This window comes from Rhodococcus sp. NPDC059968 (assembly GCF_042738615.1).
Classification (GTDB): Bacteria; Actinomycetota; Actinomycetes; order Mycobacteriales; family Mycobacteriaceae; genus Rhodococcus_F.
Map to the genome: position 1 here is coordinate 77,020 of NZ_JBHWUE010000025.1, position 22,326 is coordinate 99,345.

The window sequence follows — 22,326 nt, forward strand, 5'->3', positions numbered from 1 at the left end:
TGGCTGCTCTGGAAGGCCTCGGACGGTTGGTTGGTGTCGGTCACGGATTGGTCGATAACTCGGGTATATGGCCGATGTTGGTGCAACAGGAAGGTTGAATGACATGAGAACGAAAAGCAGACTCACGTGCCCGTGCGGCACAGCGATCACCGGCACGGACGAAGACGATCTGGTCGAGAAGACGCAGGCGCATCTGGGCGAGGCGCATCCGGGAATGGAGTACTCCCGCGACGAGATCCTTTTCATCGCGTACTAGTCGCGCCGCTTATCGAGCTTCGCGCGTCGGCCCGAGTAGTTCACCGACGAATCGAGCCTGGCCTGGCCGACGTTGGCGGTCGCAGGCCAGTACGGACGTCAAGGAGTCCGATGCAACGCCGTGGCACCCGCAATCGTGCTGACGGAGTGCGCCAGCGGCGTGTCCGACGACGTCGTTAAAATCTACGCCCGGCACGTTGTAGTGCCCGAACTCGGCCGTCCTGAGGCTATCGCTGCCCGTCGTCGCCTTCCTGGCCAGCGCCGTATCGCGGTACATCAACGGATCACTGATTCCAGTGGACGGCGGGCTCTCCGCGCACAATCCGTGCTCGCCGACGTTCAGGGCCTGGTCTGACGGAGTGGCCCGGTCCCGTGCCGATCGAGGTCGACGAAGCCCTGAACCAGAGTTGTCAGTTTACAAACATCGATTGACGTATCTCGTCGCATGTATGTAATCTAGATCACGCGGCGAGCCGAGACTCGAGATCCGGCCCGAGAGGCCGATCTCCATTTGTTGGCGCTGTGAGTCGCTGTTGTTCAACAACTTCCACCCGTCCCATGCTCGAGCAGAGGAGCACACATGAAACTTGAAGGTAAGGTCGCGCTGATTACGGGTGCCGGGTCCGGTCTCGGTCGTGAGGCGTCGCAGTTGTTCGCGTCGGAGGGCGCGACGGTTGCGGTGGTCGACATCGATCCGGAGCGTGCGAAGGGCACGGTCGAGCTGGTCGAGAAGCAGGGCGGTTCGGCGATCGCGGTCACCGCGGATGTGCGGGTGGAGCATCAGGTGGTTGATGCTGTGGCGGCGACGGTGGCTGCGTTCGGCAAGCTCGATATCGCGTGGGCCAATGCGGGCATCGTCTCCCGCGGTGGGGTGCCGTCGGTTGCCGGTGGTGAGCAGGTCGAGTTCCAGGATCTGACGGACGCGGACTGGCAGGACGTCATCGGTGTGAACCTGTCGGGTGTGTTCTACACGGCTAAAGCGGCCGTTCCGCATATGCGAGCCAACGGCGGCGGTGTCATTCTGGCGACGTCGTCGGCGGCGTCGTTCGTGGCGTATCACAGCATCGCGGCGTATTCGGCGACGAAAGCCGGCGTGAACGGCATGGTGCGGGGGTTGAGTTTGGATTTGGGTAAGTACGGGATCCGGGTGAATGCGATCGCGCCGACGCACGGGATGTCGCCGAACTTCCTGGCGCCTGCTGGTTCGCCGGTGGTGGGTCAGTCGTATGAGGAGGTGGCGGGTCCGTGGGATGCTTCGGTGTCGCCGATTCCTCTGAAGCTCAATCGTCCGCCGTCATTGCAGGACAATGCGCGTGCTGCGTTGTTCCTGGTGTCTGATGAGTCGGCGTACATTTCGGGTGTCACGCTTCCGACGACCGATGGTGGGACGTTGTCTCGTGTGGCGATGATGTTCCCGGAGGACGGGAACAATCCTCCTCCGATGGTCACCGGCGAAGACTGACGCTCATGACCACCCACGACACGGAAACCCAGCACCGAACGCGCCGACTCGTCGTGGATCGGTCGGCGTGCGCGGGACACGGCCTGTGTTACAGCCGTTCCCCAGAGGTCGTCGACTGCGACGATTCCGGGTATCCGGTGATCGTCGAGGAGGTGCTCGAGCGCACCGAGCACATCGCGGCGGCTGAAGAGGCCGCCGCGGTGTGCCCCGAACGGGCATTGACTCTCGAATCGTCCTGAGTCCTTCGATAGACAGCTCCTGCAAACGAGGCGGACAGCATGACCATTACCGAAGACCAATCGACTCCCGTCGTCGACTTCGACATCTACGACCCAGCCCTTGCCTATCCGGTCGACACCGTTCAGGAAAAGGTCGCCGAGCTGGCGGCCAAGGGACCTGTCGTCTATTCGACCGCGCACGGCGGTCATTGGATCGTCACCCGGTACAAGGAAGTCCACGAGGTGCTTCGCAACCCGGAGACCTTCTCGAGTTATCCGAACAATCTCGTCAATGCAGGCGACGGCAAATTCCTACCGCTCGAACTGGATCCGCCGGAGCACACCGCCTACCGGGTGGCGCTGCAACCGCTCTTCTCACCCAATCGGATGAAGGCGCTCACCGAGCAGATCCGCGGAGCCGTCAACGAACTCATCGACGACTTCGCGGGTAAGGGTGAGGCGGAATTCATCTCCGCTTTCGCGCACGAGTTGCCGACGCGCGTATTCCTGGCCTTGATGGACTGGCCGATCGAGGACGCGCCCAAGCTTACCGAGGCCACCGACATCGCACTGATGGGTAAGCCCGGTGCGAGTGAAGAAGAGTCCGCACAGGCGCGCGCCGAGGCCGCGCAACAGATGTTCGCGTACTTCCAGAAGATAGTCGACCAACGCCGCACCAACCCGGGCGACGACGTCACGTCGACTCTCATTCACACCGAGATCGAACTCGCAGACGGCAAGCGCCGGCTCACGGACGAAGAACTCAGCCGGATGTTCTTCCTCCTGCTCATCGCGGGTTTGCATACCGTGCAGGGCTCGTTGGCGTGGGCGATCATCCATTTGGTCAACCGCCCCGACCAGCGCGCGGCGCTCATTGCCGACGACGGGCTGATTCCCAGTGCCGTGGAGGAAATCCTGCGGATCGAAGCCGCGGTCATCATGGGCCGGCGCGCTACACGCGACGTCGAACTCGGGGGAGTGCAGATCAAGGAGGGCGACCAGCTCATCGTCACGCTGTGCTCGGCCAACCGCGACGCCGACGAGTTCGACAATCCCGACATGCTGGATCTCGAGCGGACTCCCAATCGTCACCTGTCGTTCGGTGCGGGGCCGCACCGATGCCTGGGTTCGCACCTTGCGCGTCTGGAGCTGTCGATCGCGCTCGAGGAACTGCACCGGCGCATCCCCGATTACGAACTGGTCGAATCCGACCCGCCGGTCCTGCACGCCTCGCAGGTCCGTGGATGCCTGCGGCTCCCGATCAGGTTCACACCGACGTCCTGAGCGTCGGACCAATCCATGTCACCCCGGCGGCGCGTCGATCCCCCACGAACCTCGTGGATGACCGACGCGCCGTACGGCATTCGAAGGGTGTTCTACGGTGATTTCTTCCGACGTATCTGCTGACCTGGTCGTCGACTTCGATGTCTACGACCCTGCCCTCGCCGCTCCGATCGATGTCTTCCAGGAGAAGGCCGCCGAGCTCCGCGCCCGCAGCCCGATCGTCTACTCCCCGCACTACGGTGGGCACTGGATCGTCACCCGCTACCAGGACATTTTCCGAATTCTGCGCGACGCTGAGACGTTCTCCAGTTATCCGAACAACCTGGTCGACGCCGGTCAGGGCAAGTTCATCCCGGTCGAGATCGATCCGCCCGAGCATACGGCCTACCGCCAGGCACTCCAGCCGCTGTTCAGCCCCGGGCGAATGAAGGAGCTCGAGCCGAAGATCCGCGAGATCATCAACGAACTGATCGACGGCTTCGCGGCCTCCGGCCGGTGCGAATTCGTCGCCGAGTTCGCGCATGCGCTGCCGACGCGGGTATTTCTGACGCTGATGGGGTGGCCGCTCGACGATGCCGAGCGGTTCACGGAGTGGACTGACACAGCGCTCCAAGGCATTCCAGGAGCCGACGAGGAGGAGTCCGCCCACGCTCGGGCAGAAGCGGCGACGAAGGTGTTCGAGTATTTCGGGGCGTTCGTCGATCGCGTGCGTTCCGGGCAGGAGGACGCCGAAAGCGTTACGGCGCAGATCGTCCACACGCCGATCCAGATGGATGGCGCCGAGCGGCACCTCACGGATGAGGAACTGCGCCGCATGTTCTTCCTGCTGCTCATTGCGGGACTGCATACGGTGCGAGGCTCGCTTGCTTGGGCCATGGTCCACCTCACGAACAATCCGGTCCAACGGCAAGCGCTCATCGACGACAGCGGGATGGTGCCGGAAGCCGTGGAGGAGATCCTTCGTATCGAAGCCGCAGTCAGCATGGGGCGCCGGGCCACCCGTGATGTCGAGATCGCCGGTGTGAACGTCAAGGCCGGCGACCAACTGCTGCTACTGCTCTGTGCGGCAAATCGAGATGATGCCGAGTTCGAGGACCCGGACGCATTTGTGATCGATCGTGGCCCCAACCGGCATCTGTCGTTCGGGGCTGGACCGCACCGATGCCTCGGATCGCACCTCGCCCGCCTCGAACTGACGCTGGCTATGGAGGAAATCCACAGGAGGATTCCCGATTACGCGCTCGTCGAGAGTGATCGACCGCTGATGCACGGCACGTCGGTGCGTGGCTGCGTTCGACTGCCGCTCGTCTTCACTGCGGAATCCTGACGTGACCCCAGGAAGGGGACCCGATTCGATCGGGTCCCCTTCCTCGTTGTCCGAGTTGGTCAGGCCTTCAGCAGATCACGATGAATGATTTCCTTCATGATCTCGTTGGTGCCGCCGTAGATACGTTGGATGCGGGCGTCGATGAATGCCTTCGCGACCGGATACTCCATCATGTACCCGTAGCCGCCGTGGAACTGGACGCCGGCGTCGATGACACGGCCCTGCAGTTCGGTGGCCGACAGCTTCGCCTTGGATGCGTCGACTGCGGTGAGTGTGCCCTTGTTGTACTCGCGCACGCACCGATCGATATAGGTGCGCGAGACCTCGACGGCCGTCTGCAGTTCTGCGAGGGTGAAGCCCAGACCCTGGAACTCTCCGATGCGCTTGCCGAACGCGGTGCGTTCCTTGACGTAGTCGAGGGTCCAACCCATGACGGCTTCGGCGGACACCTGCGCGGCGATACCGATGCCGAGCCGTTCGAGCGGCAGGCTCTGCATCAGGTATCCGAAGCCCTGGCCGGGCTCTCCGAGGACGTTCTCGTTGGGAACACGCACATTCTCGAAGAACAGTTCGGCGGTGTCCTGGGCGTGCAACCCGATCTTGTCGAGCTTGCGGCCCCGGGAGAAGCCGGGCATGCCCTCTTCGACGACGAAGAGACTGAACCCCCGTGATCCGGCGTCGGGGTCGGTCACGGCGAACACGATGACGAGGTCGGCGAGGATGCCACTGGTGATGAAGGTTTTGGAACCGTTGAGGATCCAGTGATCACCGTCGGGTACCGCGGTGGTGGTGATGCCCCGCAGATCACTGCCGGCGGCGGGCTCGCTCATCGCGATCGCGCCGATCGTCGCGCCCGTGACGAATCCCGGTAACCAGCGCTGCTTCTGTTGATCGTTGGCGTGGCGGAGCAGGTAGTTGAGGACGATGTCGTCGTTGGTCGAGAATCCAGACTGCAGTGCCGATGCGCCGACCCGTGCGATCTCGGATTGGATCACGACGCGGAACCGGTAGTCGAGTTCATGCGGGCCGCCGTACTGTTCCGGGACGGTCAGGCCGAGTAGGCCCTGTTTACCGGCGGCGAGCCAGGTGTCGCGGTCGATGAGTCGGTCGGTGTCCCATTTCTCGAGATTCGGTACGACGTGCTTGTCGACGAAGCTCCGGACGGAGTCGCGGAACAGCTCGTGGTCGTGTTCGAAGAGATCGCTCTCCACGTAAGCCTCCTGATGCGGGGCGCGATAGTATGCGCCCCGCCGTGGTGTTCGGGTCAGTTGTCGCCGACGAGATTCTGGATTTCGCGGCGGAAGACCTGGTTGGCAACCTCGTTGCGCCCCAGGAGCATGTTGCCTGCGTTCGCGCTCGCCATTGCATTCTGGGAGTCGCGCAGGATCGGGAAGTCCTCGTTGTGGAGGACGGCGATCAGGATTTCGACGTTCTTGTCCCAGATCAGGTTCCAGCGTTCATCGGTGAGCCCGCTGTTCTCGACCGTCGGGGTGATCAGGCGGATCTCCATGTGGCAACGCTGCGGATCGGTGCGGTCGGGCCGGAAGGTGAGCAGCTGGAAATGGTCGGGCTGTTTGAGCAGGGTGCTGTTGGGGCCGACGAAGTGGCTCTCCGTGACGTGCTCGGCGAGACTACGGTCACCGGGATCCTCCTCGATCCACCGGTCGATCGATTTGCGGAGGCTCAGGAAACGGCAGTGGCTTCCGAAGTCTTCGAAGGCCATGACGTTGGTGTGGATGTGCTTGGCCGCGGTGTTCGGGTGCGCGTACTGAATGTGGTAGCCGTCGAGGAACGCATCCTGCATCAGCTTCCAGTTGATGGGTTCGTCGAAAACCTGGGTCCGAGCGGTCACCATCTTGTCGAGTCCGTACGACTGCATGATCGAGTCCATGTCGGGACCGAGCCAGTCGGCGACGTCGATGGTGGCGTCGGTGTCGTCGATCACCCAGATGAAGCCGTGTCGCTCCTCGGTGGGTAGTTGAACGAGATTGCGCTCGGAGCGGTCGGCATCACCGAAGGTGTTGTCGCGGGTGATGGTGCGCAGCGTGCCGTCGGTGTCGTACGACCAGCGGTGGTACGGGCAGGAGAAGAGGCGACAACGGCCTTTCTCCTCCTTCTCGATCATGGCGCCGCGATGACGGCACTGGTTCACGAGGGTTTTGACGCTGCCATCGCGCTGCCGGACGACGATGACGTTGTTCCGGGGCAGTTGGAGGGTGACGAAATCGCCGGCTCGGGGGATCTCCGAGCCGTGGGCGATGATCGACGGAACCCGGCCGAAGACTCGGTCCCGTTCCTTCTTGGCGATCTCCGGATCGGTAAACTCGATGGGTTCGAACCACGTGATGTGCTCGAACTCGTCGGTGGTGTCGTTGCGCAGGTGATCGAGCGCGCGGCGAATGCGTTCCTCGCGAGGAATTCCGACCTCGGTCATGGGGTGCCCTCCAGAGTGATGCGGAGGGTCGCCTTCGCGGTGGCCACCTCTCCGGCTGCGGTTCGGATCGATAGGTCTAAATCTAACTCAAGTAGTTTTAAGTGTAAAGCCTCGGGATGCCCGACCGTCGGCCCGCGGTCATTGTGGCGAATACCGATTGACATTAGATTTAGGGCAGTGAACCGGCAGATGAGGAGCGACAGTATGATCACGTACCAGTGGTGTTCGAAGTTGGATTCCGACGATCGGGACGAGGTGCTGTCCCTTGTTGCGGTGGCCGCCGAGTACGACGAGGAGGCGGGGTTCTCCCGGATACATCCGAAGGACGTGACGTCGACAAGCCGCGACGGCGTTCGGATCTCGCACCTGCCGATCAAGGCGCGCAGGCATTTGAGCGCGCGCGAGGATGCGCCCCTGGTGACGGTGGCCTACCTGCACCTGCAGGTGGATCGCGAAGACTTGGGCACGGTGCAGTTCGTCGTCCATCCGGACTATCGGTCGCGCGGTGTTGCCACCGTGCTCGTCGAGGAACTCGGTCTGGACACAACCGTGGACGGTGGCTGGAAGGGTACCGGTGCGGTGGCCCTGCGCTGCTGGGCGTATGGCACGCATCCCGCATCCAACCGTCTCACGCACCGGTTCGGGATCGCGCCGGTAAGCAGGTTGTGGACGCTGTTCCATCATTTGTCGGGCCCGTTCGCGGTTCCCCTGGACCCTGTCGCGGTGCCAGAGGGTTTGACTGTCGGCGATCCGTGTCCACTCGGCGATCCAGCGGCGTTGCGATCGATTGACGCGGTGCTGGGGGCCGCGTCTCTCGTCCCTGCGCAGCGTGAGCGTCTGTCCGACGAGATCCGCCTCGGTTCCGGCAATGTCCTGGTTGCCACCGATTCCTCGGGAGCGTGCGCGGGGTTCGTCTGGTTCGATTCGGTGCTGTCCCCGCATCTCGACCTGCGTGCGGCGTCGGTTCGGGGTCTCGTGCTCACGGAGGGCGTGAGGGGCGCGGGCCTGGGTACGGCGCTTCTCGCGGCGGCACTCGAAGGCTTGCGCGACGCCGGCGCGCAGCTCGCGCTGATGCGCATCGATCCGGACGATGCGGCCGCGGTGCGTATGTGCCGGCTGATGTCGTTCGAGCAGGAAGATGAGCACTCGTGCTACCAGGTCGGCGAGTGGGCCGAGGCGCCCAGCTTCTGAGGACACTCGGTTGAGACGAACAACAATTCTTGTTCGTTGTTGACCTAATAGTTATAGGCGACTACGGTCTGTGCTGTAGCTCACAGCCGCTGGTGAATTGCCTTTCGTGCGTCGCCCGGCTGTCCGGCTGACGTCCGAAGTATCCACCCGGAGAGGGATCCTCATCATAAGGCCCCTCGAAGGCGAAGTTGGCTTCCCTTTCCTCGACTCCGGCGAGGCCCACTACGTCACCGAGTCATCCTTCCGGTCGACACCGACTGCAACATCCGCTGAGCGAAGGAGTTTCGAACATGACGACCACCGAGACCGCAGCAGGCGCTCCCCCCGCAATAGCCGATCGCGAACAAGTCTTCATCGGCGGCCGCTGGGTCGACTCGACCGGCGACGAATGGATCGACCTCGTCGACTCGTTCAGCGAGAAGACGGTCGCGCGGGTCCGCACCGCAACCGCTGAAGACGTCACCAAAGCGGTTGCCGCAGCACGTGAATCGTTCGACACGGGGGAGTGGGCGTCGCGCACCATGACCGAGCGTGCCGAGGTCCTCGACGCCATCGCCGACCGTCTCGAACAACGCGTGGAGGAACTCACCCCGATCGGAGTCATCGAGGTCGGCGTCCCTGTGAGCGTCAGCCGGCCGACCCAGGAGTTGGTCGGCGGACTGTTCCGTGCAGTCGCCGCGGTAGCCCGCGAGTTCGAGATCAGCGAGGAAAGATCCCGCGCCGACGGCGGCGTCTCGCGCATCGTCAAGGAGCCGACCGGCGTGGTCGCCGCGATCATCCCGTGGAACGGGCCGATCGGCACGATCGCGTTCAAGCTCGCGCCGGCACTGGCCGCCGGCTGCTCCGTGGTGCTCAAAACCGCGCCCGAGGCACCGATCTCACCGTCGGTGTTCGCCGACATCATCGCCGAACTCGTCGCGGAAGGCCGCATCCCCGAGGGTGTCGTGAGCGTGCTGTGCGCCGACCGCGAGGTGTCCGAGACGCTCGTGACCAACCCCGACGTCGACCACATCACGTTCACCGGCAGCACCGCCGCGGGCCGGCGCATCATGTCGCTGGCGGGCGAGCGCATCGCACGCGTGTCGCTCGAACTCGGCGGCAAGTCCGCCGCGATCATCCTCGACGATGCCGACATCAACCACGTGCTGCAGACCCTTCCCATGGGCGGCTGCATGCAGTCGGGTCAGGCATGTATCGCCTTGACTCGTGTCCTCGTCTCGCGCAAGCGTCACGACGAGGTACTCGAGGCGTTGAAGGCGGCATACGGGTCGCTGCCGATGGGCAACCCGTGGGAACCGACCAACTTCCTCGGCCCCCTCGCATCGAAGCGTCAGCAGGACCGTGTGCTCGGCTACATCGACATCGCGAGGGAAGACGGCGCGAAGGTCGTGCTCGGCGGCGGACGCCCCGACGGCCTCGATCAAGGCTTTTTCGTCGCACCGACTCTGCTCGACGAGGTGCACCCCGACTCCCGGGTCGCGCAGGAAGAAGTCTTCGGCCCGGTCATCTCGGTGATCACCTACGAAGACGAGGACGACGCCGTCGCGATTGCCAACAACTCGGTGTACGGCCTGTCGGGCGCGGTGTACACGGAGGATGTCGACCACGGGTTCGACGTGGCGCGACGCATCCGCACCGGCACCATCAGTGTCAATACGGCGACGATGGACTTCACCCTGCCGTTCGGTGGCTACAAGCAGTCGGGTGTCGGGCGTGAAGGCGGGATCGAGGGGCTCGAGGAATTCTTCGAAACCAAGACCGTCCACCTGCCTGCCCCCGCCCAATAGGGGCGACGATCAGGCGGCGGTGCCCCACGAATCCGATCCGTGGGGCACCGCCCGCGTCGAGGGACCGCTCGGCTCAGTGGGTCGACACGCTCAGCTCGCCGATGTGCCGTGCTTTCGCGACCGTGATCTGCTCGTTGCGCACCACGCCGTACAGGAAGCTGCGGATCATCTCCTCGAACAACTGCCGGGAGGTCATCTCGTTCTCGGTGAGAGCCCTCGCCAGCAGCGGCTGCGAATCCGGGTCGACGTTCGGGAAGATGGTGGTCTTCGTACTCGGCTTGCGCATTGCTTCGGTGAGCACCGCACCCAGCGTCAAGCGCTCCATACCGTCGAGAATCTGGACGTGCAAGCGTGCCGGTACGCCGGACTCCTCGAGAAATCGGGCAGTGTCCTCATAGGTGCCGATCAGCAGATCGCGCGGCAGATACTGGAGCAGGATCGGTGCGGCGTTGCGGTGCTTGAGAATCGACCGGCGAAGGTTCATGCTCAGCGTCACGAAGAACTCGGGCCAGTCCGGACCGGGTTTGCGGCGCGGCAGGGCACCGGCGCCGGCGATCTGCCGCGCTACAGCTTGGAGGATCTCCGACTTGTCGGCGAAGTGGTGGTACAGGGAGGGCGCCTGAACCCCGAGATGTTTCGCCAGCCGCGGCAGGCTGAACGCATCGAGTCCCTCGGAGTCGATGATCTCGATGGACGCGGCCACCGCGGACGCGCGACTGATGAGAGGCTTCGACGGTCGGGCCATCATTCGCTTTCGGCTAGTTCGGACCACCGGGCGGGTCTGCCCGGCGGTTTACAGAAATGGTATCTGTTCCAGTCGGTCCGGTGGTCACGCGGTGAGGACGGCCTCGTCGAGGAACTCCACCAGGCCCCGACTCAACACGTCATTGTCGTCGCCACCCACCATGTGCCCCGCACCGCCCACATCGATGTGCCGTGCCCCGGGGATCAGGTCCAGGAGTTCGCGCGCACCTTCGGCGCTGACCACATCCGACTGGGCGCCGCGAATGAGCAGGGTCGGGACCGTGACGGCCCGCGCCGCGGCACGGGCGCGGGCCTCGCGCTCGGCCGCAGCATCCGGCAGGTTCGTGCGCGCCGACACCAACCGCGGATCCCAGTGCCAGTACCAGCGACCGTCACGTTCGCGCAGGTTCTTACGCAATCCCTCTACCCGTGGTGGCCGGCGACGGTTCGGGTTGTACGCGATCACCGCGTCGAGCGCGTCGTGCAGGCTGTCGAAGCCCGACAGTCCCGCGCGCATGAATCCCGTGATCTTGTCCAGGCCCTCCGGCTCGACCTTCGGTGTGATGTCCACCAGCACCAACGCTCGGGCGAGTCCCGGGTTGTCACCCTGCGCGACAAGTGAGGCCATCCCGCCCATCGACGCACCGACGAGCACCGGTGGCTCACCGAGTTCGTCGACGACCGCGCGAAGGTCCCGGGCGTGTGCGTCGTGGCTGTAGTCACCGTCATCGGCCCAGTCGCTGTCGCCGTGCCCCCGCGCGTCGATCGTGTATGCGCGCCAGCCCTGCTCGCCGAGCCGGATTCCTGTGCGCTGCCACGAGTGCCTCGTCTGTCCACCGCCGTGCAGCAGCAGGACGGTGCCTTTCCGCTCGGACGCGGGTTCCCACACGTCGGCGGCGAGCGAAACGCCGTCTCCGCGAAGTCTGGTCACGTTGCTGATGATGTTCATGTTGCGTTGCCCTTCGGCTGGAGGTCAGTGTCCGGAAGTGCCACCGTCGACAGCGAGGGTCGATCCGGTGATGTAGCCGGAAGCACGGCTGGCGAGAAACACGACGGCGGCATCGATCTCGCGCTGCGTAGCGGTCCGCCCGAGCGAGCAACCGCGCAGGAACTCCCCGAGCGTATCCGACGACATCTCGGATATCAGATCGGTTTCGACGAAACCGGGGGCGATCGCGTTGACGCGGATCCCTTTTCGCTTCGACCACTGATGGGACAGGTCACGGGTGAGGCCGATGAGACCGGCCTTGCTCGCCGTGTAGGCGGCTTGGGGGAGGGCCGACTTGACCAGGCCGAGCATGCTGGCGACGTTGACGATGCTCGAGCCTGGCTTCATCACGCGTCCACATGCCTGCGCTGCCCAATAGCTGCCGAGCAGGTTCACGTCCATCACGGCACGAAAGTCCTCGGGTCGTTCGCGCGTCGCGGGTGCGGAGTGGGTGACGCCAGCGTTGTTGATCAGAATGTCGAGTTGGCCGAACTCGGCGATCGCGGCGCGGGCGAGGGCGTCGCACTGCTCGGGGTCGGTGACATCGGTGGGGACGATGAGGCAGCGGCGGCCGGTGGCTTCGACGATCGGGGCGACGGCTTCGAGTCGCTCGCGTCGGCGCGCGGCGATCACCACGTCCGCTCCGGCCTCCGCGAGGGCACGTGCGAATCCGGCACCCAAGCCGCTGCCGGCACCCGTCACGACGGCGACGGACCCGTCGAGCCTGAAGAGGTCGAGGATCGAGGTGGTGTTGCTTTCGGTATCTGTCGAGGTCATATGGCTTCTCCTGGTGTTACGTGTCGTGATGTCGTCGGTGGGCTTGCATCTCCTAAACCTAATTACTTAAGATTTGATTGTAGGTGAAGCCCAGGGGAGTGAGAACACTGATGGCCGGAAACACCGATGTGGAGCAGAGCAAGATGCAGGTGATCGGCAAGGATGCGGTTGCCGACGGCGTCGTGGCGGTGCAGTTCGCTGATCCCGACGGAGGTCGTGTCCCCGCCTGGGACCCCGGCTCGCATATCGACGTCATCATCGACGAGTCGACGGTCCGGCAGTACTCGCTCTGCGGCGACCCGGCCGACGACACCTGTCTGACCGTCGCGGTCCTCCGCGAGGAGAGGGGACGCGGTGGATCGCGGTGGGTTCACGACTCGCTGCAAGTCGGCGACCTCGTCAGCATCGCCGGTCCCCGCAACAACTTCAGCCTCGAACCTGTGCGGTCCTATCTCTTCGTCGCGGGGGGCATCGGCATCACGCCGCTGCTGCCGATGCTGCGTGCCGCCGACGCGGCCGGTGCCGACTGGCGGTTGTTGTACGGCGGCCGCACACGCGCGAGCATGGCCTTCGCCGATGACCTCGTCGCCCGGCATCCCGATCGGGTCGACCTTCGACCTCAGGACGAATGCGGCATCCTCGACCTGGCGGCAGCGCTCGACGCCGTCGGCGACGGCACCGGCGTGTATTGCTGTGGCCCGGAGCCGCTTCTGCAGGCCATCGAGAACGAGTGTCGTCACCGCCGCGGCGTTACCTTGCACGTCGAACGGTTCGCCGCGAAGCAGCGGCCGGCCGATGCCGTCGACGGGGCATTCGAGGTCGAACTCCGGCAATCCGGCAAGACGATCACCGTCGGCACGAACGAAACGCTGCTCGACGCGGTGCTCCGCTTCGGCGTCGATGCGCCGTTCTCGTGCCGCGAGGGAACCTGCGGTACGTGCGAAACTGCTGTGGTCGAAGGTGTTCCAGATCATCGCGATTCAATCCTGACGGAGGACGAACTGTCGGAGAACGACTGCATGATGATCTGCGTCTCCCGCAGTTGCACGCCCAAACTCACGCTGGATCTGTAGATCCGGCCTATGGTGACCCAACGTCTCGCCGCTCCGACAGCGGGAGGGCGCAACTCCGTCGCGCCGGGTGTGCTCATTCCTGCGCTCTGCTCCGTCGTGATGATCACCTCGATCATGCAGACCGCAGTGGTGCCGTTGATGCCCGACATCGCGACGCAACTGGGGGCGAGTGCTGACGCTGCCGGCTGGGTCGTGACGGCGAATCTCCTTGCCGCAACGGTCTGTACACCATTGCTCGGGCGGCTGGCAGATCTGTGCGGGCCACGTCGGGTGCTGCTCGGAATCCTGGTCGTCGTACTCGCGGGTTCACTGCTCTGTGTTTCGTGGGACTCGTTACCGGCACTGGTCGCAGGCCGAGCACTGCAAGGCGCGTCGTTCGCGCTGTTTCCCATCGGCGTCGCGATCCTGCGCACTGCGCTCGGACCGTATCGGCTCAAGGCGGCACTCGGCATCATGTCGGGGATGATGAGCGTCGGCGGCGGTGCGGGAATGATCGCCGCTGGACTGTTGTACAGCGAAGGTGACGACTATCGTCGCGTGTTCTGGATGATGGTGGCGCTCGCCGTCATCGCTGTTCTCGTTGCGTGGCTCGTGGTTCCCGGCACACCCGGCTCCGGTACCGGATCCGGATTCGACTTCTGGGGCGCGATCGGGCTCGCGTTCGGCCTCTCCGTGCTGCTTCTAGCGCTTGCGCAGGGTGGAACGTGGGGCTGGGTCTCCGTGCGGACGATCGGCTGCGCCGCCACCGGTGTGCTGGTGCTCGCCCTCTGGTACTGGCACGAACGGAGGTTCGCCACGCCGTTGGTGGCACCTGCGCTGCTGACGGCGCGGTCGGTGGCTCCGGCGCACCTCGCCGCGTTCCTGGTAGGTGTCGCGATGTTCGTGCAGTTCCTGGCCATCGCGATGTTCGTGCAGGTCCCCCGTGAGGAAGCGGGGTACGGGTTCGGTGCGTCGGTACTCGAGACGAGTCTGGTTTATCTGCTGCCCGGGCAGGTAGTGGGTATGGCTGCGGCAGCAGTGAGTGGACTCGTTGTTCGGCGGTTCCGCGCTGACCGGGTGCTGATGGTGGCGTGCGCCATCGGTGTGTGCGGGTTCGCGATGTTGGTGGCGGCACACGAGCACGCGTGGCAACTGATCGCGGCGGTTGTGGTCCTCAATGTCTTCGTCAGCGTTGCTTACGGTGCGCTGCCGTCGATGCTCGTGGAGCATGTGCCGGTGGGCGATACCGGTGTCGCGAACGGCATCAATGCGATCGCACGAACGTTTGGCAGTTCCCTGGCCAGTGCGCTGGTTGCCGCCCTGCTCGCGACCTTCGCGATCGCGGGTACCACCATCCCGGCCGAGCGCGCGTTCGTCGCTGCGTTCGTTGTCGGAGGAGTGGCTGCCTTTGCGGCCGGTCTGGTGGCCGCAGCCGCACGGCTTTGCAAATGACAAATCTTGATTGACGTATCACAGCTGAACCGATACTGTGTGCTTCACACGGCGCAAGGGTGTTTCTTTCCCGTGGATTCCCTGCTGAAAAATTCCTGCTGGCGAACCTGTTTCGAACATTCTTCGTGTCGGGCGCATTGCGCTACCAGTTGTTAGACGTCGCGCGAGTGCGACTCACGAAAGGTCGGGAACACATGGCTGCCACTGTCGGCTCTGCCCTGTATTGGTGGGCGAGGACCAAGGGGGAACAGAACGCGATCATCGTCGCGGGCGAGGCCCTCACCTATCGTGAACTCCAGGACTGGTCCGGGCGTATTGCGCGCACCATCGTCGAGCGGGGCATCGAACCCGGGGATCGGGTCGGCGTACTCGGTCCGAACTCACTGACGTGGCCCGTGGTGGCCCTGGGCGTGCTCAAAGCGGGTGCGGTTCTCGTCCCGCTCAATCCTCGATTCAAGCCGGCCGAACTGCGTAAGGTCGCAGACGACGCTGGCGTGACGATGGTCATCGCGCCCGAAGAATTCGCTGCGACGGTCGAAGAAGCGCGCGGGCTGGGCGATACCTTCGACACCTTCATGTTCACCGACGTGGTGCCGCTGCGTGAGGGCGGTCGCGACGATTTCCGGATCGACATCGCCCCCGAAGATCCGACGGCCTTGCTGTTCACCAGCGGTTCCACGGGATTGTCTAAGGGCGTCATCTGCACCAATCGGACATTGCTCAACATCGTATTCGAAGCCACTCTCACCGAGGAAGGCTTCCGCCCGGGCTCCACGTCGCTGTTGGTGCTGCCGCTCGTGTTCACCCCCGGCCTCGTGTGGGGCCTTGTCATGACAACGGTGCTCGGCGGCACCCTGATCATCGAAAAGGAGCTCGATCCGGGACGCGCGGCCAAGATCCTTGGCGAACACAACGTTCAGGCGCTCTTCGGTGTACCGCTGATCTTCGAAGCGATCTCGCGGTCGCGGGAGTTCGAGAATGCAGACCTGTCGTCTCTGCGCACAGCGATCGTCGGTGGCGCGGCAGTTGCTCCGGCACTGCTGCAGCGCTGGGCCGACAAGGGAGTGGCGCTGCGCCAGATCTACGGGATGACCGAAGCCGGCGGTGTCGCAACTGCGACGCTCGTCGCCGAATCGTTCGACCATCCGGACACGTGCGGATCCGGCTCGATTTTTTCGGAGGTGAAGGTGATCCGCGAAGACGGCACCGATGCAGCTCCTGGTGAAGAAGGCGAAATCCTGTTGCGTGGACCCGGCGTGACCCCCGGCTACTGGAACGACGCCGAGTCCACGGCTTCCGCGTTGCGGGACGGGTGGCTGTACAGCGGCGATCTCGGCACCCTAGACGAGGACGGACGCGTCAAGTTCGTCGACCGGCTCAAGGACCTCATCATCACGGGCGGCATCAACATCTCTCCCGTCGAGATCGAGCGTGTCATCAGCGAGATCCCGGGCGTCGAGGAAGTCGCCGTCATCGCGGCGTCCGACGAGCGTTTCGGTGAGACGCCCGCGGCAATCGTCACCGTGAAGGACGGAGTCGACGCGGCGGCAATCGTCGAGCACTGCGACCGGCTGGTGGCCGACTACAAGGTCCCGCGCTACGTCGTGATCCGGGACGAGCCGCTGCCGCGGCTCCCCAGTGGCAAGCTGTCGAAGACGGCGATCCGCTTCGAGTATCGGGACGTGTCCGAACGATTCGACAAGGTCCGCTGATCCGCCCATCGCGGAGACCTGAGAAGGAGCCACCGTGCCCGAGACCGACCCCAGCAACCCAGTGATCCTCGAGCGGAACGGGGAGATCGCCGTCGTGCGATTTAACCGCCCCGATCGGCTCAATGCGTTCACCAACGAGATGTGTTATCGCCTCATCGAAATCTTCGACGAGACCGACGCCGACGACGACGTGCGCGCGGTTGTCCTCACCGGAACGGGGCGCGCGTTCTGTGCGGGTGCCGATCTCGCCGGCGGTGGCGATACGTTCGTCCTCGGCGACGACCCGGTGACAGGCGGAGCTCCGGCCGATACGGGCGGACAGGTTACGCTGCGGATCTACCGCTCCCTGAAGCCGGTGATCGCAGCGATTAACGGGCCGGCAGCCGGTGTCGGCGTCACCATGACGCTCCCGGCCGATGTCCGCATTGCGTCGGAGACAGCGAAGTTCGGCTTCGTGTTCACTCGCCGCGGGTTGGTGCCCGAGGCATGTTCGACGTGGTTTCTCCCGCGCGCCGTCGGGATCTCGACCGCCGTGGAGTGGACGGTCGGCGGCAAGATGGTGTCGGCTACGGAAGCTCTCGAACGCGGCCTCGTTCGTGAGCTCGTACCCGCTGATCAGGTGCTGGATCGGGCTCTCGAAGTTGCTCGAGAACTCGTGTCCGGCACGTCGCCGGTGTCGGCGGCGCTGACCCGGCAGCTGATGTGGCGGATGCTCGGCGCCTCTGGTCCGGAGGTCGCGCACCGCGCCGAGTCGATCGGCATCTACGTTCGGGGGACCTCCGACGATGTGCGCGAAGGTGTCGACGCATTCCTCGAGAAGCGTGATCCCAAGTTCCCGAACCGGATTTCGGAGGGATTGCCGGTGCTGTTCGAGTAGTTCCAGTCGCTTCTCGACGATTTCAGACCCCGACGTCTGCCGATAGAGCGGCATCGGGGTTGGCCATTTCGGCGTCCTGTCGTTGACAAATATCAGTCCTTGTATCATTTCCCCTACTTGATCGGCAGGGACGAGAGTTTCGGGAGTTACGACATGGCGCGACGACGGGGGAACGTCCTCAGTGATGACACCGAGGTGGCGCGCGGTCAAATCTTGAAAGCTGCCGAATCGATGTTCCAGCGATACGGGCTCTCGAAGACGACGATGGACGACATCGCTAAGGAAGCCGGCGTCTCGCGGCCTACCGTCTACCGGTACTTCGGCGACCGCGACACGCTGATCACAGCACTGATCGAGGTACGGTCGCGCCGTTTGTTCGACAAGGCACGGGCATTTCTGCGTTCGCGTGAGACGTTTGCGGAACAGATCGTCGACGGCTTGGTTTTCCTGGTCGATCGGGGTCGCCACGACCCGATCATCCGCTTGATAGTGAGCCCTGAGCACATGGACCTGGCTACCGCACTGGTGGGAAGCACCGGACTCGCGGCCAGTCTGACGCAGGAGATGTGGGAGCCGCTGCTCACTGAGGCCCGCGAGCGAGATGAGATCCGCGCGGGGTTGAGCGACAAAGAGATCTGCCAGTGGATCGCGCTGGTTCAGCTCGTCTTGGTCGGGCGGATGGACTTCAGCTCCGAGGGGGACCCGGAGAACCGACGGATGCTGACCAACTTCCTGTTGCCCGGAATCGTGACGGAGAAAGCCGCCAACAAGCTGCGGTCACGTAAATAGGGGAGCCGCTGGATAGGGACATCCGTACAACTTTCAGCTGATTCCTTCGATACGGGTCGACGGCACGCTGAGATCGTTGTGCGACGGGGCTGTCATTGAAGTGCGGGGTCCGGTCAGGTTCCCCCTCACGTGTCACTTCTCCGAGTTTTCGACACGCGGGTTCTCGATGGCGTGTCAGTGCGTAATTCTCACGAACTTGTCAGAATCCTCAGCCCGGCTCACGGAGACCGATCTGCCGCGGGCTCTGGTCGGCATCCGGCGGGAGGGGTACACCATCATGCATCGCAAGAACCCGAACACATGGTTCGGTGGCGGCGCCGCTCTTCGGCGTCGGTGGCGAAGTGGTCGCTGCGATGCCGGTGATCGTCCCCGCCGGCTCCGGCCGCCCCCCGATCTGCCCGCCGCCATGACACCGCTCGGGCCATCTCCCGTGCACTGGGCGATCGATCGACGCCCTGAGCCCGGCATGGCGGAGCAGTTACCGCTGCGCTCCGGGCCGCGTGCGGTAAGGAGACGGCGGTTGTCAGCGCACCGAGGTCAGGGTGGTGTTGTGTTCGCGGATGAGTCGGAGTGCGCGGTCGCGGTCCCGGGTGTCGAGTGCGTCGACGAGGTCGGCATGAAGTTTCTGACGTTCGGTGATGTACTGCGGAAGCGATTGGTGATCGTCCGGTTCCACCGAGACGGTGTGGGATTCGATCAGGTCGAGCAGGCTCAGGTAGATCGATTTCAAGATGCCGTTGGGACTGACCCGCGCGATCGCGGCATGTAAGTCCCAGTTGGCACGCACGAAACCCGTCGCGTCACCGGCGTCGACCGCTTCCTGCATCACGGCCAGAGCCACCCGCATCCGGGCGATATCTGCTGCGGAGCTGTGCTCGAGGGCATCTTCGATCAAGAGAGGATCCAGAGTGTCGCGGATGCGCACGGCATCGGCGACGTCGCCTTCGGCGGCGTCGAGGGACAGAATCGAGTTCCCGAGCCGTGCGATCGGTGTCGGTGAGGCGGCGAAGAGTCCCCCACCCGGTCCCGAGCGGACGGTGATGACACCGCGGGATTGCAGGATGCGGAGGGCTTCGTTGAAGGTGCCCTTCGCGACGCCGCACTGTTCCTGAAGTTCCGTCTTGGTACCGAGCCGCGCGCCGCGCGGAGCCTGCTCCGCGAGCTGGCCGATGGCAAGCGCGGCCTGCTCGGTGCGACTGAGCGATGCGTCCATCATCATCCGCTGCGCGAGATCGGTCATCGTGTCCTTCTTCCGTCGTACCCGGGCCCGCGTTGTCCGCGGCATTCTCGCCGCACGGAGGGCGCAATAGGACATTTTACCCCATTGAGCATGTTCGATAGGGATTGATTTGGCCGGAATGCTTGACATGCGAGGTGGGTCACAGCATTCTGTACATATTAAGCATGCTTAATAGGGCTGAATTGATGGTTCCTATTGCACTCGAACCCGAGGAAGAGCAACCAACATGCAGGACAACACCCACGACGTCGTGATTGTCGGCGCTGGACCGGTAGGTCTGGCGCTGGGACGGATGCTCGGTCTGCGCGGTCACGATGTGGTGATCCTCGAACGCTGGCCGGAGCCGTACCCACTGCCCCGGGCGGTCCATTTCGATGACGAGATCGGCCGCGTCTTCCAGTCCATGGACCTGACCGTGGAGGTCACGGCGATCTCCGAGGCGGTTCCCGACTTCTACGAGTGGCGCAATGCCGCCGGGGATTCATTCGTGAAGATCGACTGGTCCGGCACCGGTCCGAGCGGGTGGCCGACGGCCAGCTTCTTCTCGCAACCCCAGCTCGAGAAGGTCCTCGCCGACGCGGTCGAGGAGATGCCCAACGTCGCCCTGCTCCGCGGCGCCGAGGTCGTCGGCATCGACGAGCGCACCGACGACGTCGAGGTGACCTTCACCAGCACCGTCGTCAAACAGCGGCAGACGCGAGCACGTTTCGTGATCGGCTGCGACGGCGCGAACAGCTTCGTCCGTGAGCGCATGGACGCGACCCTGCACGACGAGGGCTTTTTCTTCGACTGGTTGATCGTTGACACCATTCCGCTCGATGACCGCGAGTGGACGCCGCAGAACTGGCAACTGTGCGATCCCGCCCGGCCGACCACGGTCGTGTCGGGTGGGCCGGGTCGCCGCCGGTGGGAATTCATGCGCCTTCCCGGTGAAACCCGAGAAGAACTGAACACCCCGCACAAGGCCTGGGAGTTACTTCGAGCGTGGGACCGCACCCCGGAGAACACCGAACTCGAGCGGCACGCCGTCTACACCTTCGCCGCGCGCTGGGCGGACCGGTGGAATTCCGGCAGGCTCGCGATCGCCGGTGACGCCGCGCACCAGATGCCGCCCTTCGCCGGCCAGGGCATGTGCTCGGGTATCCGCGATGCGGCGAACCTGTCGTGGAAGCTCGATCGGGTCCTGCGCGGAGAATCCGACCTTTCGTTGCTCGATTCCTACACCACCGAGCGCGGTGAGCACCTCCAGCATGCGATCACGATGTCGGTCGAACTCGGACGGGTCATCTGCGTCCTCGACGAGGAGAAGGCCGCCGAACGCGACGCCCGGATGATCGCCGGCGGCGCCGACCCCGCGAAGGTCCTGCCCGTCACAGCCCTTCCCGTCCTCGGCGAGGGGGTCACCGCGCATGCCGGTGACGTCGCCGAACTGCGGGGCACTCTCGCACCACAATTTCCGGTGCGGAGCGGCGACGGCAGCACGCTCTTCGACGAGGTCACCGGCTATGGCAGCGTTCTGCTGGTGCGCAGTGAGGCCGCGGCCGGGCGGTTGGATCCGGCGCTGGCGCAACTGCTCGACCACGCCGGTGTCCGGCTGAGGACTGTCGAAAAGGCCGGCGCACCGGACCTGTATGACAGCTCCGGGCAGTGGGTTCGGTGGTTCGACGGAAACGACATCAGCGCCGTGCTCATTCGACCCGATCGTTACATCTTCGGCGCCGTCACCGACACCACCGAACTGACGGTTCTGCTCAGTGACTACCGCGACCGGCTCCGCATTATCTCGTCCCCCGCCAGTCCTGCCGCTGCAGCGACAACCGTTTAACTCACTCCAGGAGAACTCGTTTCATGCGTATCGCCAATATCGACAACCGCGCCGCACTCGTCATCGGAGACGAGGGTTCCGAGCGGGGCGTCGACCTCGCCCACAGCTCCCGTGGCCGTTTCGGACCAGGCCTGCAGGCTGTCTACGAAGCCTGGGGCGCCGTCACCGCCTGGGCCGCAGACCAGGACCTCTCGGCACTGGCCGACGACAGTTTCGCGATCGAGCGCAGTCGCCTCGGCGCGCCGTCCCCCACACCGCGTCAGGTGTTCGCGGTCGGGCTGAACTACCACGCGCACGCCGCCGAATCCGGCTTCGAATCCCCCACCCACCTTCCGCCGGTGTTCACCAAGTACGCCTCCAGCTTCACCGGCCCCGACACCGACGTGATCATCCCCGCCGGCGGCAACGTCGACTGGGAGATCGAACTCGTCGCCGTCATCGGACGCGAGACCCGCAACATCGACGAGGCCGACGCCTGGGCGCACGTCGCCGGTCTGACCGCGGGCCAGGACATCTCCGAACGGATCACCCAGACCCGCGGCCCGGCACCGCAATTCGGTCTCGGGAAGTCGTTCGCAGGGTTCTCCCCGCAGGGTCCGTGGCTGGTCACCCCGGACGAGTTCGCCAATCCCGACGACCTCGAACTCGGCTGCACCATCGACGGCGAACAAGTGCAGAAGGGCCGCACCCGGGACCTGATCTTCCCGGTCTCCAAGCTGATCGCCACCCTCTCCCGCACCGTCACCCTCTACCCCGGCGATGTGATCTTCACCGGCACCCCCGCCGGCGTCGGGGTCGGCCGCGAGCCGCAGCGTTTCCTGCAGGCCGGCGAGAAGCTCGACAGCTGGATCGACGGCATCGGTCAGCTGCACCAGCGCTTCATCGCCGACCCCGAAGCGAAGTAAGGGAGGA

General features: G+C 64.5%; 21 protein-coding genes. 15 read left to right on the forward strand and 6 right to left on the reverse strand.

Going from position 1 to position 22,326, the window contains the following annotated elements:
* Positions 1–103 precede the first annotated feature (103 nt).
* From ACFWAY_RS21200 to ACFWAY_RS21225, 6 genes are all read left to right on the forward strand, one after another.
* Positions 104–256 carry a DUF1059 domain-containing protein gene (locus tag ACFWAY_RS21200; protein WP_378512000.1) on the forward strand — a complete coding sequence of 51 codons (153 nt, stop codon included), beginning with the start codon at positions 104–106 and terminating at the stop codon, positions 254–256.
* 72 nt (positions 257–328) lie between these two features.
* Entirely contained in the window at positions 329–610 is a 282-nt protein-coding gene (locus tag ACFWAY_RS21205; RefSeq protein ID WP_378512001.1) for an SDR family oxidoreductase, read from the forward strand.
* A 225-nt stretch (positions 611–835) separates the two neighbouring features.
* A complete protein-coding gene (locus ACFWAY_RS21210; RefSeq protein WP_378512002.1) occupies positions 836–1,717 on the forward strand; it encodes an SDR family NAD(P)-dependent oxidoreductase in 882 nt (293 codons plus the stop codon).
* Between the two features lie 5 nt (positions 1,718–1,722).
* On the forward strand, positions 1,723–1,956 hold the full coding sequence (locus tag ACFWAY_RS21215) for a ferredoxin (protein ID WP_378512003.1): 234 nt from the start codon (positions 1,723–1,725) through the stop codon (positions 1,954–1,956).
* 39 nt (positions 1,957–1,995) lie between these two features.
* Positions 1,996–3,219 (forward strand): cytochrome P450, encoded by a 1,224-nt coding sequence (locus ACFWAY_RS21220; protein ID WP_378512004.1) that lies wholly within the window; start codon positions 1,996–1,998, stop codon positions 3,217–3,219.
* Between the two features lie 97 nt (positions 3,220–3,316).
* Positions 3,317–4,546 (forward strand): cytochrome P450, encoded by a 1,230-nt coding sequence (locus ACFWAY_RS21225; RefSeq protein WP_378512005.1) that lies wholly within the window; start codon positions 3,317–3,319, stop codon positions 4,544–4,546.
* A 59-nt stretch (positions 4,547–4,605) separates the two neighbouring features.
* Here the strand turns inward: ACFWAY_RS21225 and ACFWAY_RS21230 are convergent, their stop codons facing one another.
* A complete protein-coding gene (locus ACFWAY_RS21230; protein WP_378512006.1) occupies positions 4,606–5,757 on the reverse strand; it encodes an acyl-CoA dehydrogenase family protein in 1,152 nt (383 codons plus the stop codon).
* A 53-nt stretch (positions 5,758–5,810) separates the two neighbouring features.
* Positions 5,811–6,980, reverse strand: a complete 1,170-nt coding sequence (locus ACFWAY_RS21235; protein ID WP_378512007.1) for an aromatic ring-hydroxylating dioxygenase subunit alpha — start codon at positions 6,978–6,980, stop codon at positions 5,811–5,813.
* A 204-nt stretch (positions 6,981–7,184) separates the two neighbouring features.
* On the opposite strand from ACFWAY_RS21235, the gene ACFWAY_RS21240 reads away from it, so the two are divergent.
* Positions 7,185–8,171, forward strand: coding sequence for a GNAT family N-acetyltransferase (locus tag ACFWAY_RS21240; RefSeq protein ID WP_378512008.1), 987 nt, complete (start codon positions 7,185–7,187; stop codon positions 8,169–8,171).
* 290 nt (positions 8,172–8,461) lie between these two features.
* A complete protein-coding gene (locus ACFWAY_RS21245) occupies positions 8,462–9,958 on the forward strand; it encodes an aldehyde dehydrogenase (RefSeq protein ID WP_378512009.1) in 1,497 nt (498 codons plus the stop codon).
* Positions 9,959–10,031: 73 nt separating this feature from the next.
* Here the strand turns inward: ACFWAY_RS21245 and ACFWAY_RS21250 are convergent, their stop codons facing one another.
* The 3 genes from ACFWAY_RS21250 to ACFWAY_RS21260 all read right to left on the reverse strand — a co-directional run bounded on the left by ACFWAY_RS21250 (position 10,032) and on the right by ACFWAY_RS21260 (position 12,467).
* Positions 10,032–10,703: a TetR family transcriptional regulator gene (locus tag ACFWAY_RS21250; protein WP_378512035.1), complete on the reverse strand. Its 672-nt coding sequence runs from the start codon at positions 10,701–10,703 to the stop codon at positions 10,032–10,034.
* An 84-nt stretch (positions 10,704–10,787) separates the two neighbouring features.
* The gene (locus ACFWAY_RS21255; RefSeq protein ID WP_378512010.1) at positions 10,788–11,651 is read right to left on the reverse strand and encodes an alpha/beta fold hydrolase; all 864 of its coding nucleotides are present in this window, start codon (positions 11,649–11,651) and stop codon (positions 10,788–10,790) included.
* A 24-nt stretch (positions 11,652–11,675) separates the two neighbouring features.
* Positions 11,676–12,467 carry an SDR family NAD(P)-dependent oxidoreductase gene (locus tag ACFWAY_RS21260; protein ID WP_378512011.1) on the reverse strand — a complete coding sequence of 264 codons (792 nt, stop codon included), beginning with the start codon at positions 12,465–12,467 and terminating at the stop codon, positions 11,676–11,678.
* 110 nt (positions 12,468–12,577) lie between these two features.
* Between ACFWAY_RS21260 and ACFWAY_RS21265 the strand changes: the two genes are divergently transcribed.
* The 5 genes from ACFWAY_RS21265 (at position 12,578) to ACFWAY_RS21285 (ending at position 18,349) form a co-directional block, all read left to right on the forward strand.
* Entirely contained in the window at positions 12,578–13,540 is a 963-nt protein-coding gene (locus ACFWAY_RS21265) for a PDR/VanB family oxidoreductase (RefSeq protein WP_378512012.1), read from the forward strand.
* A gap of 9 nt (positions 13,541–13,549) precedes the next feature.
* Positions 13,550–14,971: an MFS transporter gene (locus tag ACFWAY_RS21270; RefSeq protein WP_378512013.1), complete on the forward strand. Its 1,422-nt coding sequence runs from the start codon at positions 13,550–13,552 to the stop codon at positions 14,969–14,971.
* A gap of 194 nt (positions 14,972–15,165) precedes the next feature.
* Positions 15,166–16,683: a class I adenylate-forming enzyme family protein gene (locus tag ACFWAY_RS21275; protein ID WP_378512014.1), complete on the forward strand. Its 1,518-nt coding sequence runs from the start codon at positions 15,166–15,168 to the stop codon at positions 16,681–16,683.
* A 34-nt stretch (positions 16,684–16,717) separates the two neighbouring features.
* A complete protein-coding gene (locus tag ACFWAY_RS21280; protein ID WP_378512015.1) occupies positions 16,718–17,560 on the forward strand; it encodes an enoyl-CoA hydratase-related protein in 843 nt (280 codons plus the stop codon).
* A gap of 153 nt (positions 17,561–17,713) precedes the next feature.
* Positions 17,714–18,349 carry a TetR/AcrR family transcriptional regulator gene (locus tag ACFWAY_RS21285; protein WP_378512016.1) on the forward strand — a complete coding sequence of 212 codons (636 nt, stop codon included), beginning with the start codon at positions 17,714–17,716 and terminating at the stop codon, positions 18,347–18,349.
* 523 nt (positions 18,350–18,872) lie between these two features.
* Here ACFWAY_RS21285 and ACFWAY_RS21290 read toward each other — a convergent pair.
* Positions 18,873–19,589 (reverse strand): FadR/GntR family transcriptional regulator, encoded by a 717-nt coding sequence (locus tag ACFWAY_RS21290; RefSeq protein WP_378512017.1) that lies wholly within the window; start codon positions 19,587–19,589, stop codon positions 18,873–18,875.
* 226 nt (positions 19,590–19,815) lie between these two features.
* Between ACFWAY_RS21290 and ACFWAY_RS21295 the strand changes: the two genes are divergently transcribed.
* Both ACFWAY_RS21295 and ACFWAY_RS21300 read left to right on the forward strand, forming a co-directional pair.
* Complete coding sequence (locus tag ACFWAY_RS21295; RefSeq protein ID WP_378512018.1) at positions 19,816–21,414, forward strand: bifunctional 3-(3-hydroxy-phenyl)propionate/3-hydroxycinnamic acid hydroxylase; 1,599 nt, start codon at positions 19,816–19,818, stop codon at positions 21,412–21,414.
* Between the two features lie 23 nt (positions 21,415–21,437).
* Entirely contained in the window at positions 21,438–22,319 is an 882-nt protein-coding gene (locus tag ACFWAY_RS21300) for a fumarylacetoacetate hydrolase family protein (protein ID WP_378512019.1), read from the forward strand.
* Positions 22,320–22,326 lie beyond the last annotated feature (7 nt).